Here is a 15,681-nt window from a genome sequence, read left to right as displayed (position 1 = left end):
GAATATGACTGTCTATCTCTTTCCTCAAAAAAGACAAAGTCGCACGAATACTCGCCAAGTGTTTGAAGAAAAAACCAAATACATCTTTACCTTTATGACTTTTCATACAGCTCCTTTTGTCTAAAAAAAGACTGTCAAAAAAACTATGGCATTGCGTATAATTCCATCTATATTGTTGTTCGAGAATGTTTGGTACGGACCAGAACGCTTTACTAAAATCACCAAATAGCTAAGCATTCACCGACAAAGCAGCTGACTAAATATTGCTATCTCATATCAAATGCTATTCACTACAAAGAAAAAGCGATAAACAAATACCACAACAGAGTATTGAGCAAGTGGTCAAAAGGCGCATTTCCACTAAACACAACACTCTATTAGTAGCTAGTAGCCAGACATAACTCGCCATAAACCATTCACTATTTCACCAAGTCGCGTGCGAAAAACTACACAACGAAACACATTGATCAAAAAAATAGATAGATACCGACCTTCTTTTCTGTCTTTAAATTTTGTATTTATTCCTAGGTCGAGCCCTATAGGCCTTCACCCTCCTTAATACAGTTACAAAAATTGAGGTCAGCAAAAAAAGATCTGTCACTCTCAACTCTCTGTAACAAAACAACTCCCTAAGAATCACATCTAGAGAATCACTTTCGATTTACTAGATAAGTGAAAAGAGTTAAATATCTTCGCTCATCCCAAGGAACGCAGACTTTAGATAAACCTTGAACTCTGAACTCTGAACTCTGAACTCTGAACTCTGAACTCTGAACTCTGAACTCTGAACTCTGAACTCTGAACTCTGAACTCTGAACTCTGAACTCTGAACTCTGAACTCTGAACTCTGAACTCTGAACTCTGAACTCTGAACTCTGAACTCTGAACTCTGAACTCTGAACTCTGAACTCTGAACTCATTAGAAAAGCCCATCTCAAAGCCGGTTAGAAATAGGAATACTGCTCATAACTAAAAACCTAATCTCTCTATAACCGTCTATGGCATAAGCCTTAAACATCTCCAAATACCTAAAAAAACCATAATTTAGGTAAAAAAAAGCCGGGTGAAAAAATCCACCCGGCCTAAGAGGCACCTCTAGGAGAGAGAAGTAGCCTATATTCCGAGAAACACTCGAATCATTTGTAAGGGCAACTATCTTGGCTGCCTCACGTCATGTTTTTATATAAATTAACTACCCAATAAAGAAAGCGCAGTTTGAGGACGCTGATTTGCTTGAGCAAGAATAGTACTACTTGCCTGTTGCAAAATTTGCGTACTTGTCAAATTCGCTGTCTCCTGTGCAAAATCTGCATCACGGACTCGCGCACGAGCCGCTGATATGTTTTCAGATATATTACTTAAGTTAGTAATAGTTGAGCTAAAACGGTTCTGTATTGCACCTAGCTCTGCTCGTTTAAAATCTACTGCTGATATCATGGAGTCAATGATTGCAATCATACTTTGTGCGTTAACTATGGTTGAAACAGACGCCGTCGTTTCACTCACCTGAAAAGAAGCCTGATTTGAAAGTCCCGACATGGTGAAGCCATTATTTGACTGATAATCGATAGAATTATTCGCACCACCAAACTCCATTGTGAAACTAATCGTCTGGTTTGCATCGGCACCAACCTGGAAAACCCCTTGATAGGTACCGTCTAGTAAATTCGCTCCACCAAATGTAGTTGTATCTGCAATCCGGTTAATCTCTTTAGACAGTTGTGCCATCTCTTGTTGTAGAGCTTCACGATCTTTATCTGAGTTTGAGCCATTTGCTGCCTGTATAGACAAGGTACGCATACGCTGCAACATGCTTGTTGTTTCGTCCAAGGCTCCCTCTGCAGTTTGTGCTAGAGAAATACCATCGTTTGCATTTCGTACAGACTGGTTCAAACCATTAATCTGAGAAGTCAAACGATCAGAAATTTGAAGACCCGCGGCATCATCTGCGGCACTGTTAATTCGACGACCAGATGATAAGCGCTGAAATGATGTATCTAGATCTCGGCTAGAGTTATTTAACATACGCTGAGCGTTCAGCGAGGACACATTAGTATTTACGTATAAAGCCATTTCTTCTCTCCTAAGAACATTTTAAAAACGAGACAACCTTTTGATTTAATTGATTATTTGGTTTTTGTCTCTTATTAAAGTTATCGACTCTGTGACGATTTCCTTTAACTTTTTTTATACTTTTTTTGAGTATTTATTTTTTATAAGCTCAAAATAAGTGGTACTCACAGTTATCGAACTGAGGACTAATAACTTTAAAAATAAAGGCAAAAAAATGCGAAAAAAGTGATAAAAAAACGATTCATTAAAAAAATTAAAAGAAATCATATAAAACACTAAAGTTTTAAAAAAAGCCGCACCAAAACAGCTTCAAAATCGTTCGTTTTTCATACTAAAAACATAAAAAATAAGTACCTAAAAAGTAGATGCTAAAAAGTAGATGCTAAAAAGTAGATGCTAAAAAGTGGATGCTAAAAAGTGGATGCTAAAAAGTGGATGCTAAAAAGTGGATGCTAAAAAGTGGATGCTAAAAAGTGGATGCTAAAAAGTGGATGCTAAAAAGTAGATGCTAAAAAGTGGATGCTAAAAAGTGGATGCTAAAAAGTGGATGCTAAAAAGTGGATGCTAAAAAGTGGATGCTAAAAAGTGGATGCTAAAGAGCCAACTTTAAAAAGCAGCTCCTAAATCAAGAAATATGATTGATAAATTGAAGACCTAAAGCTTGTGGATCCATTTCCTTCTCAATTACCACCTCTGTTCGTAAGTTAGCAGACTTATTCAACTCGATATCAGTAGCGCCTATAAAAGCTTTATTTGTAATACTGTAAACCTGTCGAACCAAAGAAGGTTGAAAAAACTTATTTAAAGTAAGAACAAAGCCTACACGACCATTAGATAATGACACACAAGAACCAACAGGAACGCTCCCTATATGCTTTAGGAACACGGCAAGTAATTCACTATCAAAAGCTAATCCAGACTCTTTCTGCATTTGTTGGCAAGCTTTAATTGGCCCCATTGAAGGTTTATGAGGCTGCTCAGACGTCATAGCATCGTAAGCATCAATAATGGCAGCCATTTTTCCATAAACTGATATTTCTGAACCTTGCTTACCAGCAGGATAACCTGAGCCATCTATTTTTTCATGATGATCCGCTAGCATCTGATACACAGCTTTTGGAACATTCCCACATTTTTGTAAGATTTGCTCACCAAACTGTATATGCTTACGGAATAAATCAAACTCTCCGGCTGTCATCTTGGTTGTTTTTGTCACCATAGAAATAGGTAAACGAAAGCGGCCTAAATCAAATAACAAAGCACCAAGAGAAATTACTTCCACATAAGCATTAGAAAGTTTCATTGCCTTAGCAAAGTGAATGGCTAGAACAGCCATGCCCATAGCATGTTGCTCTAGATAAGAAGAAGCATCTTTAATATGACGAATTGCCATTAATGAAAAGTTATTACGGGTATGAGACTCAATCAAGCGACGACAAAAACGCATCAACTCGATCATCTCTAATTGCTCTCCTCGCTTAAAACGCTCAACTTGAGTAGACAATAATAGGTGCCCGTCTTGGAAAAGTTTTAACGCAGTGGAAGTTTCATCATCAAACGAAGTCGGAATAAACTTACTTTCTAATGGTATTTTTTTAACAGCTACAGCTGGCTTAGTAGTTGTTGCTGTAGGTTCAGTCTTTTCATCAAAACTACTTTCTGTCGGAGAATTTTCGTCTCGGCCACTATTTTCCTTCCCTTCCGCTAGTTTTTTCATACGGTCTTTATAGGTCAGTATGTAATCTCTCGTATACTCGTTTAGTTCTTCCCTAAAGTAACGAAACAAACTTTGATTGCGACCATATTTACTGCGGAGTTCTTTAGTATTGAGATCAGGGTTCAGCTTTTTAAGACTTCGAACCGATCGACCATGAGCCATAGATATACACAAGATAAGAAATCGCTCTTGTGCATCATAAAGTCGCTCTCTTCGGCTACTCAATAACTTTTCATCATTTGTAAAATAGGGGTCATAAGGAAGGAATTGAGAATCTAATGTTTGACGCAGTACATCAAATGTAACTTGTCTCATAGCCACACCAACAATGCGATCTTTACGTCCGTGCATTGCTATAAGACTTTTAACTCGTTTACTGCCTAATACCTGACTCTTCAGATCTAAAATCCCGAGTATTTCATCCATATCGAAATACCCAACATTGATATCAGCCCCAAAACAAGACTCTACTTTAAATGCTGACATCTTTTACTCTATACCTCAGATCTTACATTTGATTAAACAAAGACAAATTACTAATACGAGAAAACACTTTCTGAGAGGCTGTCAATGCAGCCTCCTTCATTGCTAACTCTGTTGCCGCTGCAGCGACATCTAATCCACCTATTCTATCTTGAGCAACAGCATTTGATAATTGATTCGCTGAACTAAAATCTCCTCTATCTTGAAGAATATTCAGTCGGGCACCAACGGATGAGCGACCTTCTCGAATCATTTGCTGAGCATTATTAATACTAGTGGTTGCATCGAAGAAAGACTGCTCTCGTTCTTCATGGGTTGAATATCGATCGCCAAGAACCGTCAATGTATCATTAATTTCATTCAAGACGTTATCACGTCTTGGTTTATCTAAAGAAATATCAATGATCGCACCAGGCGCTCCCCTAGCAATAAATAACATACCACCAAGAGAAATCGGCTTTCCGGCAATATAATCACCAGAAGCCACAACCTCACCAGCATTATTCGTTATGCTGTATGTACCAGGCTCACCATCAAATGATCTACGTCTGTCTTGATCTGTTTTTGTATTGGAATCAATAAAACTTGCATCTAGAGCAAAGTTATCTACATCAATAGGAAAAGTTGATAGACGGAAAACATTCGCAGATGGATCTTCTGGATCGTAGTTTTCTTCCATGAATTGATCAAAGTCACCTTGGTTTTTCACCTTTGCTGTCACGGTTACATCACCAGCCAGTAACTCCGATGTAAAAGAACGGTTTGTCCAAATATCTTGAAATAATTTCTTACCTGAATCGGTTACAGGAATCCGCATATCTTCCGAAATTTGGGCATATTTTTGCCCTTCATTACCAACCCATTCATAACGCCCCTGGCTATTGATGGCAAAAGGTGGGCCTTGCGTGTCTGTGCCTGAAAAAACATAACTTCCATCAGCACTTCTTGTATTCATCAACTCAGCCATAGAATCTGTAATGAGCTTAATTTCTTGAATAATGGCATCAATATCTTCTTGGGTATTAATGTCATTTTGAGCTTGAATAAACAAGGTACGTACATCATCCATAAAGCCATTCAAACTATCTAATGCGACTTCTTGATACTCTAAGTTGCCTACTGCCATTTTGATAGAATCATCAAACAACTTTAGTTGATGTGTACTACCTTGGTACATTAAAACCTGACTAGCTCCAACTGGATTATCACTCGGTTTTACAATGTCAGTTTGTGACGAAATTTTTTCCTGAACATTCAGTATTTTTTCGTTCGCTTGGCCAATAGCCCTGCTAGACTGCCCATAAATTAAGTTATTGGTTACTCTCATAAACTTACCTCATAATCCCAAGCAATGTCTCAAACGTAGTACGAGCTGCAGTAACAACTTGAGCTGAAGCAGAATAAGATTGTTGATACTTCAAAAGATTAACTGCTTCTTCATCTAAACTAACCGCCGACAATCTGTCTCGTCGAGCCATACTATCATTAAAAACGACTTCACTTGATTCTGCATGACCAGCTATTTCAGCGGTTTTACTACCAACATAAGAAATGAAACCTGCAAACGATTTTGACAAACTTGTTTTACCAGCCACTAATGATTGATTCTGCAAATCCACTAACGCAATACCATTAAAGTTATCCGCCGGGCCAACTTCATCAACACTAATTGAAAACTCATCCCCTCTTTGTGGCTTCGAAGAAACGGATACATCAAAACCTGCTTCCTGTGCTAAGCCTGCTTGCTCAAGTAAATTACTATATTGTTGTACATTAGTAACATTTGCTATTTCAATACCAGATGCATCTTGAACCACATATGAACTAGGAGATGTAAAGTAGATTTTATGAGGAGCGCTTGGATAAAGCTCAGCATTGGCGGTAAAAGCTGACGTCTTAGGGTTAGTATTTGTTATCGAAGTCAAAGAGATCTTTGCATCAGATAAGTTATCAGAGTTAGTGCTCACCCCAATAGGAGCACTAAACGCCAACGCCTGCCCATTCTTAGCGTTTAAACCTAAGTTAGTCGCAGCATGCTCTGTTGGTGTAAAGCGAAAGATATCGCCTTCTTCAATATCATCTGGATCTTTTAAGCGAAGATCGATACCCAAACCTTCAATGGAATAATACCCTTCGCCGCTTGGTGTTAATGTAGAAAAATCAAAAACCGTCTGATGACCAGAAGCCTTCCCATTCACATCGTATTTGGTTATCGCAAATCGATCACTATCTGTTTTCGTAAGCTCATATGTATCTTTAGTAATATCATTTGCGCCACCCGAAGAGACTCTTACTGAAATATCAGGCAACTTATGAACATTATCCCTAGTGGTAAAAATGTCTATTTCACCTAAAGAGAATAAATCTTTACCAAAATCACCATTTCCATCAAGTCCTTTTGCATTTTGCACATTCATCGCATCGGCAATAGAAATGGCATGCTGCCCTAACGTACGGTCTGCATACGTACTAAATTGTGTACGAAAGTCAACTAAACCACCGATACTGCCACCAAGACTATCCATTTTCAAGCCAACATTATGATCACCAAAATCGACTATCAGCTTAATATTTTTAGGATCCAGCGGGTCAGTTTGCATTTTTAATTCTGTTGGGTTTTGATCCATAACCAATGGTTGACCATTCTTCAAATGAATTGTCATCAAACCCTTTTCGGTGAAGCTTGCCTTAATATCTAAATATTTGGAAAGATCTTTGGCCAATAATTCTTGCTGATCTCTTAACTCATTAGCTGGAGAAATAGATAGTCCTTCCTCTCTTAAAATACTACCGTTTAATTCAGAAATTTTTGTCGTGATTGTATTCAAGTCTGTTAAAGAAACAGACAATTGATCACTGGCTAGACGTTCTTGACGCGTCACAACATCAGAAAGGGTTTTATATTGATCAACAAGTATTTTAAGGCTGGAATGAGCAAGCTCTCGCAATGAAGAGGAAGTTGGGTCATTGTTTGCCGCTTGAAGAGCGCCAAATGCTTCATTTATATAAGCGGTTAATGAAACACTGTCTTCAGCTAATAAGTTATCAGCAACACTCATCATAGAATTATAAGTGTCGTAATAAGAAAAATTAGCGGCGTCTGCTCTAACTTGAGCACTAACGAAGTTATCAACAAGTCGCGATGTATCACGCAAAACCACACCACCAAGAGGAGAACTGGTAGTGTCGGTTCTTTGACGACTATAGCCTTCGGTGTCGACATTGGTTGTATTTTGCCCAGTCGTATTAATACGGGCATTACTAGACTGTAACCCAGTCAAACCAATTGTATATAAATTTGAGCTCATAGCTCACACCTCTAGCACGTTGTTCAAGAAATAACTTAGATAGTTTTTAACTCTATAGAAGCTACTAATGCAAGAATCTGACCAATGCTGAGATTTAATGTTTTTTTATTACAAGCCTTGAAACCACTGGCTTGAGAGGATGCTATCAATTTTTTCAGAGTACTTAGGGTCGGTGGCATAACCACCTTTTTGAAGTGAGGCGGCAAACATTGATGCGTCATCTCCTGACTGCAAGGCATCTTTATACCGCTCACTAGAACTTAGGAAATTAGCGTAATCATCAAAGCTTTGACCAAACGAATCATAGGCACGAAACGCTGCTTTTTCACGCTTAGCAACACCATCTCTAAACTCTAATGTATTCACCACAGCCCTATCACCAGACCAACGACTATCTGCTTTGATACCGAATAAATTAAAGCTTGCTGCACCATCTTCTTTGGCTATAGGATACTTTCCCCAACCCGTTTCAAGAGCCGCTTGTGCTAATATAGCCTTAGGATTCACACCTAACCTCTCTGCTGCTTGCTTAGCATGAGGCCAGAGGTTTTCAACAAACTCATCGGGTGACTCAAATACCACTGACAAAGCAGATGGAGCCGAAACGGTATCATTCTCTGAAACATTGTCAGTAAGTTGATCCGCTTCTTTTTGAGCAGCTTGAACAAACTCAATAGAAGCTCGCTGGGCAAGGGCCTGGATTCTTACCAAGTCTTGCTTTGCCACTTGATTAAGAAAGTCTGTATCTCCTCGCACTCTTGCTTCAGGTGAACTTGCCTGGCTTTGCTGTGTTTGATATTGACGAATTAAAGCTTCAGATAAACCAATACCACCAGAATTCGCGATACTTTGCGACATCTGTGAATCCATCATTTCTTGGTATTGTTTAGTTTGCGCGCTAGAAAAAAGACCACCACCAATAGACTCATTTGTACTACGCATATTTTTGAGCATCATATTGATGAAGATTGACTCAAACTGCTGGGCAACATCTTTTAAAGCGGCATCAGGGTCTTTTTGCGCTTTTGTCTTCAGTGCAGTTAGGGAAGAAAAGTCAGCAAAAAAATTTTGATTTGATGGTACTGAATTCATCTATAAACCTATATCACTACTAGATCAGCGTTAATGGCGCCCGCTTGCTTTAAACCTTCTAAAATCGCCATAACATCACCTGGCGCAGCGCCAACCTGATTCACAGCACGGACAATATCATTTAACGAGGCGCCGGGGTCAAATACAAACATATGCCCACTATTTCTACTAATCTCAATACCTTCGCGAGGAGATACGATTGTTTCACCACCAGTAATTGTGCCATCTTGACCAACAACGGGCGGGACATCTTTAATTGTTACAGTAAGACTACCATGCGTAATTGCAGCCGGTGAAACTTTAACATGCTGGCCAATAATAATAGTTCCTGTACGAGAGTTCACAACAATACGAGCTCGTTCCTCTGCAACCTCAACATCAAGATTTTCTAAAATAGATAAAAATGTTACCCGCTGACTCGGATCCCTTGGAGCGGAAACACGTATTGACGTGGCATCGAGTGTTGTTGCTACTCCAGGTCCTAAAAGATTATTAATTTTATCAGAAACTTGTTTTGCCGTTGTGAAATCAGGTCGATTAAGGTTAAAAGTAAGTGTGTCTCCGGTATTAAAACTATTCGCAACAATACGTTCAACACTTGCTCCATTCGGGATGCGTCCAACCGTTGGAACATTAACAGATGTTCTAGAACCATCCGCACCATTCGCCCCTAACCCACCAACAACCAAATTACCTTGGGCAATAGCATAAACCGCACCATCTGCACCTTTTAAAGTAGACAGTAACAATGTTCCTCCTCGTAATGCGCTTGCATTACCAATCGAAGACACTGTCACATCAATTTTTTGTCCTGGTTTAGAAAAAGCCGGTAATGTTGCCGTCAACGACACTGCTGCAACATTTTTAGATGTCGCATTTACTCCTTCTGGCAACGTCACCCCAAAACGAGAAAGCATACTTGCAAAACTTTGATTAGTAAAAGCCGTACTATCGCCCGTCCCATTTAGGCCGATAACTAGACCATAACCAAACAATTGGTTTTCTCGAACACCTTGAACACTAGCAATATCCTTCAAACGTTCTGCTTGTACAGAAAAGGATAGAAGGTACAAAACTATTAGCGCTATGTGTTTCATCGCATCACCTGTTGAGAGCATTAGATACTGCTCATTTGTTATATCAAATTAATAAGGCATATTGCTGGAGTTTAATAATCGACTCACCCAGCCTTGTTCACTTCCTGCTGCAACATCACCTGTGCCTGAATAGGTAATTCTCGCATCGGCAACACGTTCTGACTCAACAGTATTGTCTGGAGAAATATCCTGCTTACGGACAATACCTGAAAAACGTATGTATTCATCACCTTGATTTAAGCGTAACCATTTTTCACCACGTACCGCCAAAAGACCATTCGGATATGCTTTAAATACGGTTACAGAGATAGTACCACTTAAACTGTTATTTTGATTCGCTGATGCATTACCAGAAAAATCCGTCCCTTGCTGTGGAACAATTGTATCTACATTTAGCTCAGTCCCCAGCACAGTCGGATTTTCAATTGTTGCAGAGGAAGACTTAGAAACAGTTGCTGCATTCGCTTTTGTAGAAGTCGTCGTTTCATTTAAGTTAATGGTCAATATATCACCCACTTTACTGGCTTTCTGATCACCAAAAAAAACATCGCCCATGCCAACTTGATAAATACCACCAGTTGGCGCTTGAGAAGGGCCAATTCCATTCGGATAGACTGGCGTATAGTAAGGGTCATCAGACTGTATAGATTGGCTAATTTCAGGACCATTTAATGGATCATTTGCATCAGGAACAAACCCTTTGCGCTCCCCATTAGACTCAGGTTCAGCATCTGCTTCTTCATCGTCTGTTACAGCATCAATGACAGCATCAGCAACAGCACCAGCTGCTCCTGCAGCGGCAGCATTTGCAACCGCCTGCTGATCTATATCCCATGTAAGACACCCCGTCAAAGAGATACTTAACAATGCTAAGAGCGCAAATTTAATGTTCTTCATATTCCATACTTCACTATAATTGCTGTATTGCAAAACTCATCATACCATCTGCCGCAGAGATAACTTTCGAGTTCATCTCATAAGCCCTTTGTGTAGTAATCATATTGACAAGTTCTTCAATCGAATTCACATTCGACGCCTCCAGCATACCTTGCGCAAGAGTCCCTAAAGAATCTGTGCCAGGAACACCAACAAGTGGAGGCCCACTAGCATTGGTTTCTGTAAATATATTTTGCCCTTGCGCACTTAATCCAGTTGGATTAATAAAACCTGCAATATTAATAGCACCGACTTCTTGTGCATCCGTTTCACCTGACATTCGAACAGAAACAACACCATCTTCTGCAATCATTATTTCAATAGCACCAGGATCAATCTGAATACCAGGTTCTAAAACCAAACCACCAGAAGTTGAAATCTGCCCCTGACTATTTAATTGGAGGCTACCGTCACGAGTATAACCAATTGTGCCATCAGGCTGTAACACTTGTAAAAAACCTTTACCTTGGATCGCGACATCCAACTGCCTGTCTGTCATGTTGTAATCGCCATTAGAAAAATCTTTTTGTGACGCACCAACTTTTACACCTGTACCTAATTGTAGACCAGATGGCAGCTCAGCATTTTGAGCACTCAAACCACCGGGAGCTCTAACTGCTTTATACATAAGATCTTCAAATACAGCTCTGTCTTTCTTGAACGCCGTTGTTGAAACGTTGGCCAAGTTGTTGGCAACCACGTTCAACTGCTTATCCATTGCACTTAAGCCAGTCTTACTTACCCATAATGCTGAATTCATAAAAACCTCATTTAAATTCTATTATTCTTTACTGTTCAATTGGTATTTAAGCACTACGCTGTAATATTCGAGCTGAAGCGTCGGCATTATTTCGAATCGTATCCATCATCTTCACATTCATTTCAAAGCGTCTAGATAAATTCATAATATGGGTCATCTCTTCCACCGCGTTCACATTACTACTTTCTACAAAACCAGAAGCCAACTGAACATTAGGGTCTATTTCAAATTCTTGACCATCACGAGAATGAATAAGACCATCTTCCTCTTTTCGCAAATTCTGAGCATCAGGATTCACTAATTTAATTTGATTCAAAACGGCAACTTCATTACCGGCACCACCTTGAGGAATGACAGAAATAGAACCGTCAGCTGTAATATTAATACTATCAATAGGAGGCAAGAATATAGGCCCATCAACACCAGCAACAGGCAAACCTCGTCCGGTTACCAATTGTCCAGCGGCGTTAATTTGTAAATCTCCTGCACGGGTATAAGCTTCTTGACCACGCTCATCATAAACAGCAATAAAACCTTTCCCCGCAACCGCAACATCTAGATTTCGACCCGTTTGAATTAAGTCTCCTTCTGTGTATCGCGTCGCTGGATTTTCAGTCATAGCATATACTCGGCTAGGATGGTAATCACCATACACCTGCATAGAGCGAGCTTGCTCAAAATCAGAACGAAAGCCTGTTGTATTAACATTAGCTAGGTTATTAGCATGTATTGTTTGAGCATTCATGGTTTGTACACCACCACTCATTGCTAAATATAAGGCCTTATCCACTACGAGACTCCTCAGAAAATTCACATAACTCAATTAACTACTATCAAGAATCATACCAACTCGAAAACACATAAAAAAAGACAAAAAAAAGCCGGAATAGCAAAGCCATTCCGGCGTCAAATCTTCTCTCTCCAGAAAATTAACGAAGGTTAATTATCGTCTGCGTTACAGTATTTTCTGTTTCTAATGTTTTACTGTTTGCTTGGTAATTACGCTGCGCCTCAATCAGAGCAACAAGTTCAGACGTTAAATCGACATTAGACTCTTCTAATGCGCCCCCTTGAATCTTACCTAATGCCCCGCTGTTCGGACGACCGATATCAGCAGGCCCAGAACCTTTACTTGCCAACCAAGATGTATGTCCTGACGGCATAAGACCGTCATTACTATCAAACGTTGCCAAGGCAATTTGGCCAAGAATTGCCGTTTGTTGGTTGGTGTAATTAGCCACCAAGAAACCATCAGCATCAAACGACACACCCTGCAATTCACCAGCAGAATAACCATCCTGCTCAAAGCTATCAGTATTTTCTAATGCGTACTGAGTGGAGCCAGTCAAATCCAAAGGTGTTATACGACCTCGGTTTGTTGGATCTACACCCAAAATTTCTAAAGATATAGGTTGAGCAACACTAAATGGAGGCACGCCACGATAGGCCCCTAAGAGATTACCTGCAGCATCAAAGCTCACTGCAGTGTTTTTCTCCAAGTAACGTGTATCTTCTCCAGTTAAAGGATCAGGGAAAGTTTCTTCGCCATCCATTGTAACGCGCAACTCATAAGTATTATTTTCGCCCTGCTTAATAAAGTAATAACCTAGAGTATGGGACTCACCAAGGCTGTCATAAACTGTTCTTGTATTACCATAGGTGTAAGTTTCAGGCTGTAACGGATCAAAGGCTTCACGGGCAACCATTCTAGGGTTTCGGACATCATCCGCCTCAAGAGTTGACGCGATAGCCACTCCACCTAATGTACCAGCAACAGCTAAAGGGTTTTTAGTAGCCGCTTCGATATCAACAAGACTAGGCTCAACATCTCCCATATAAAGAAGCTCAAAAGCCTCTTCATTTGTACCATCACCATTATAATCCGTCCCACCTTCTGCAGAGTTATAAGTAGCATAAGTTTCACCTAAGAACGCAGCCCCAGTATCATCAGTCATACGACCATCAACCGTCGCATGAACTTTATAAGTATTAGGCAACTCACTCTTAGAATAATAGTAGGTTACTATGTGATTTTTACCATCACCATCGACGATACCTTGGGTCTGAGTATAATTATAAGTATCAGGGTCTAGCGGATCAAAATCTGCCTTGATGTAAGGCGGAACATCATCACTTTTTGAATTTAGGTTTACCTTCAACTCCATCTCTGTTGTTGACTCAGGGGGAATTCGATCCGTAGGAATCATAAGATCATCTAAATTACCACCAATAACGCCTTCTACGGCATTAAAACCTTGAACATGGCTACCCGTATTTGTCACCAAATAGCCATTTTCATCTAACTTAAAATTACCAGCTCTCGTATAAGACTGAGCAATACCAGCATCTAAAACAAAGTAACCTTGGCCATCAACGGCAACATCTAAATTATTATCAGTATAAGACAAGTTGCCAGGAGAAAACTCTTGAGCAACCTTACTTACACTCACACCAGAACCAATGCTATTACCACTACCCGCACCTAAAACACTGGTATTGTAGAGGTCATCAAATTCAATACGCGACTTTTTAAAGCCCGTTGTATCGGCGTTAGCAATATTATTACCTGTAACACTTAAATAATCGGCAGAAGCCTTAATGCCAGATAATGCAGTATTAAATCCCATAATGCTCTCCCAATTATCCTAAAATTTCTAATTCATTTGTAAGTTTAATTTTGCCGTGATTCTCAACATTCAACATAGTGCCGTTTTCACCATTAATGGTAACACCCTGAATACGGGTCGGAAGTTGTGTTGTCATAGCAGATATTTCCCCTTCAGCATCCGCTGATGAGGCGACAAAACGATATTCACCAGGCGGCAACGCTTTTCCGTCGTCGTCCAACTTATCCCATTTATAATCACCAGAATTAAGAACAGAAGTACGGACAAGGCGATTATCAGCGTCGTATATTTTCAAAGTCGCAGATTGAGAGTTCTCAGGAATGATAGTTTTCACTCGAACATCTTCCGAGCCTTCTGTAATTTTAGCTTTATCGCCATCCATTAAAATAGATTTGCCAACTAATGTAGAAGCACTTAACGCCTGATTAGAAGTCAAAGAAGTAGCCATAATCTCTAGTTGATCAGAAATTCCTGTCAATCTTTCTAGAGAACTAAACTGGGACATTTGCGCAACCATATCATTAGCATCTTGGGGAGAGGTTGGATCCTGACCTTTCAGCTGCTCAATATACAACTTCAAAAATACATTTTGATCCGCTAATGCTCCTGTCTCTTCTGCTGAGACTTCTGGTTTTTCAACACCAGCTTTTGCCTTAGCCGAGTCCGTCCCATATTGAGAGATCAGATTACCAAGACCTTTAGTATCAGATATATTTGCCATCTGTCAGCTCCTACGACTGCCCAAGCGTGAGCATTTTCTGCATCATACTTTTTGCCGAGTTCATAATTTCTACATTTGTTTGAAAAGATCGAGATGCCGACATCATATCTGCCATCTCTTCTATTGGATTCACATTCGGATAAAATACATAGCCGTCATCATTAGCCATTGGATGATCTGGTTCATATCTAGGCTGTAAAGGTGCATCTGACTCAACAATACCATCTATTTTAACACCAACACCCGCACCACTATTATCAGCACCAGCATTACTCCAGCCATAATCTCGCATGCTGTCATTCATCATTTGAGAAAAAATAGGCTTGCGTGCACGGTAAGTTTGATCTGCAGAGCTTGCAGCACTATCTACGTTCGCCATATTACTTGCGACCGTATTCAAACGTACCGTTTGAGCACTCATTGCGGATCCAGAGATGGTAAAAATATTACTTAAAGACATTGTTATTAATTCCCTGTAAGCGCTTTTCTCATGCCGCTAATTTTTCTATCTAAAAACATAAAACTCGTGTCAAATTGCAATGAGTTTTGAGCATACTCTGCCTGCTCTCTTTGCATGTCGACATTATTTCCATCCAGTGCAGGTTGACTACCATTGCGATATAACAAACCATCTTCTGATTCAAACAAAGAACCTTCAGCAGATATATGTCGAGCATTACTTCCGGCGAGCTGCAACTTATTGCGCTCATCACTCAGAAGTGAGTCAAACGAAATATCTCTCGCTTTAAAATTTGGCGTATCCGCATTGGCTATATTATTTGCAAGCACAGCAGCTCTAGCACTTCTAAACTCTAATGCCTTGTCGTGTCCTGCAAATGCACTTGCAAAAGAAATAGCCATTTAATC

General features: G+C 39.8%; 13 protein-coding genes. All 13 read right to left on the bottom strand.

Translation table 11 applies throughout. The features are described 5' to 3' along the window. Positions 1 to 1,188: 1,188 nt before the first annotated feature. The 13 genes from AC0L3Y_RS08675 to flgB all read right to left on the bottom strand — a co-directional run bounded on the left by AC0L3Y_RS08675 (position 1,189) and on the right by flgB (position 15,675). Complete coding sequence (locus tag AC0L3Y_RS08675; RefSeq protein WP_473470489.1) at positions 1,189 to 2,073, bottom strand: flagellin N-terminal helical domain-containing protein; 885 nt, start codon at positions 2,071 to 2,073, stop codon at positions 1,189 to 1,191. 625 nt (positions 2,074 to 2,698) lie between these two features. Then, positions 2,699 to 4,276, bottom strand: coding sequence for an HD-GYP domain-containing protein (locus tag AC0L3Y_RS08670; RefSeq protein WP_473470488.1), 1,578 nt, complete (start codon positions 4,274 to 4,276; stop codon positions 2,699 to 2,701). A gap of 22 nt (positions 4,277 to 4,298) precedes the next feature. Beyond that, on the bottom strand, positions 4,299 to 5,600 hold the full coding sequence (gene flgL, locus AC0L3Y_RS08665) for a flagellar hook-associated protein FlgL (protein ID WP_473470487.1): 1,302 nt from the start codon (positions 5,598 to 5,600) through the stop codon (positions 4,299 to 4,301). 4 nt (positions 5,601 to 5,604) lie between these two features. Continuing rightward, on the bottom strand, positions 5,605 to 7,581 hold the full coding sequence (flgK, locus tag AC0L3Y_RS08660) for a flagellar hook-associated protein FlgK (protein ID WP_473470486.1): 1,977 nt from the start codon (positions 7,579 to 7,581) through the stop codon (positions 5,605 to 5,607). Positions 7,582 to 7,689: 108 nt separating this feature from the next. After that, positions 7,690 to 8,673, bottom strand: coding sequence for a flagellar assembly peptidoglycan hydrolase FlgJ (flgJ, locus tag AC0L3Y_RS08655; RefSeq protein ID WP_473470485.1), 984 nt, complete (start codon positions 8,671 to 8,673; stop codon positions 7,690 to 7,692). Positions 8,674 to 8,681: 8 nt separating this feature from the next. Then, positions 8,682 to 9,770 carry a flagellar basal body P-ring protein FlgI gene (locus AC0L3Y_RS08650; RefSeq protein WP_473470607.1) on the bottom strand — a complete coding sequence of 363 codons (1,089 nt, stop codon included), beginning with the start codon at positions 9,768 to 9,770 and terminating at the stop codon, positions 8,682 to 8,684. 48 nt (positions 9,771 to 9,818) lie between these two features. Further along, positions 9,819 to 10,667, bottom strand: coding sequence for a flagellar basal body L-ring protein FlgH (locus AC0L3Y_RS08645; RefSeq protein WP_473470484.1), 849 nt, complete (start codon positions 10,665 to 10,667; stop codon positions 9,819 to 9,821). 13 nt (positions 10,668 to 10,680) lie between these two features. Then, on the bottom strand, positions 10,681 to 11,466 hold the full coding sequence (gene flgG, locus AC0L3Y_RS08640) for a flagellar basal-body rod protein FlgG (protein ID WP_473470483.1): 786 nt from the start codon (positions 11,464 to 11,466) through the stop codon (positions 10,681 to 10,683). A 46-nt stretch (positions 11,467 to 11,512) separates the two neighbouring features. Then, positions 11,513 to 12,256, bottom strand: a complete 744-nt coding sequence (gene flgF / locus AC0L3Y_RS08635; protein ID WP_473470482.1) for a flagellar basal-body rod protein FlgF — start codon at positions 12,254 to 12,256, stop codon at positions 11,513 to 11,515. 139 nt (positions 12,257 to 12,395) lie between these two features. Continuing rightward, complete coding sequence (locus AC0L3Y_RS08630) at positions 12,396 to 14,093, bottom strand: flagellar hook-basal body complex protein (RefSeq protein WP_473470481.1); 1,698 nt, start codon at positions 14,091 to 14,093, stop codon at positions 12,396 to 12,398. A 13-nt stretch (positions 14,094 to 14,106) separates the two neighbouring features. Beyond that, positions 14,107 to 14,814 (bottom strand): flagellar hook assembly protein FlgD, encoded by a 708-nt coding sequence (locus AC0L3Y_RS08625; protein ID WP_473470480.1) that lies wholly within the window; start codon positions 14,812 to 14,814, stop codon positions 14,107 to 14,109. A 10-nt stretch (positions 14,815 to 14,824) separates the two neighbouring features. Further along, positions 14,825 to 15,274 (bottom strand): flagellar basal body rod protein FlgC, encoded by a 450-nt coding sequence (gene flgC, locus AC0L3Y_RS08620; protein ID WP_473470479.1) that lies wholly within the window; start codon positions 15,272 to 15,274, stop codon positions 14,825 to 14,827. A gap of 5 nt (positions 15,275 to 15,279) precedes the next feature. Then, entirely contained in the window at positions 15,280 to 15,675 is a 396-nt protein-coding gene (flgB, locus tag AC0L3Y_RS08615) for a flagellar basal body rod protein FlgB (RefSeq protein WP_473470478.1), read from the bottom strand. Between the last annotated feature and the right edge of the window lie 6 nt (positions 15,676 to 15,681).

The organism is Marinomonas sp. GJ51-14 (genome assembly GCF_055808695.1).
The sequence above is the reverse complement of the archived record's forward strand: the minus strand, read 5'-3'. Positions and strand labels throughout refer to the sequence as shown.

Coding starts and splice junctions, on each gene's coding strand:
- AC0L3Y_RS08625 (WP_473470480.1), bottom strand. CDS start 14,814: ATGGCAAATATATCTGATACTAAAGGTCTTGGTAATCTGATCTCTCAA.
- AC0L3Y_RS08675 (WP_473470489.1), bottom strand. CDS start 2,073: ATGGCTTTATACGTAAATACTAATGTGTCCTCGCTGAACGCTCAGCGT.
- flgJ (WP_473470485.1), bottom strand. CDS start 8,673: ATGAATTCAGTACCATCAAATCAAAATTTTTTTGCTGACTTTTCTTCC.
- flgK (WP_473470486.1), bottom strand. CDS start 7,581: ATGAGCTCAAATTTATATACAATTGGTTTGACTGGGTTACAGTCTAGT.
- AC0L3Y_RS08630 (WP_473470481.1), bottom strand. CDS start 14,093: ATGGGATTTAATACTGCATTATCTGGCATTAAGGCTTCTGCCGATTAT.
- flgL (WP_473470487.1), bottom strand. CDS start 5,600: ATGAGAGTAACCAATAACTTAATTTATGGGCAGTCTAGCAGGGCTATT.
- flgB (WP_473470478.1), bottom strand. CDS start 15,675: ATGGCTATTTCTTTTGCAAGTGCATTTGCAGGACACGACAAGGCATTA.
- flgG (WP_473470483.1), bottom strand. CDS start 11,466: ATGAATTCAGCATTATGGGTAAGTAAGACTGGCTTAAGTGCAATGGAT.
- AC0L3Y_RS08650 (WP_473470607.1), bottom strand. CDS start 9,770: ATGAAACACATAGCGCTAATAGTTTTGTACCTTCTATCCTTTTCTGTA.
- flgC (WP_473470479.1), bottom strand. CDS start 15,274: ATGTCTTTAAGTAATATTTTTACCATCTCTGGATCCGCAATGAGTGCT.
- AC0L3Y_RS08645 (WP_473470484.1), bottom strand. CDS start 10,667: ATGAAGAACATTAAATTTGCGCTCTTAGCATTGTTAAGTATCTCTTTG.
- AC0L3Y_RS08670 (WP_473470488.1), bottom strand. CDS start 4,276: ATGTCAGCATTTAAAGTAGAGTCTTGTTTTGGGGCTGATATCAATGTT.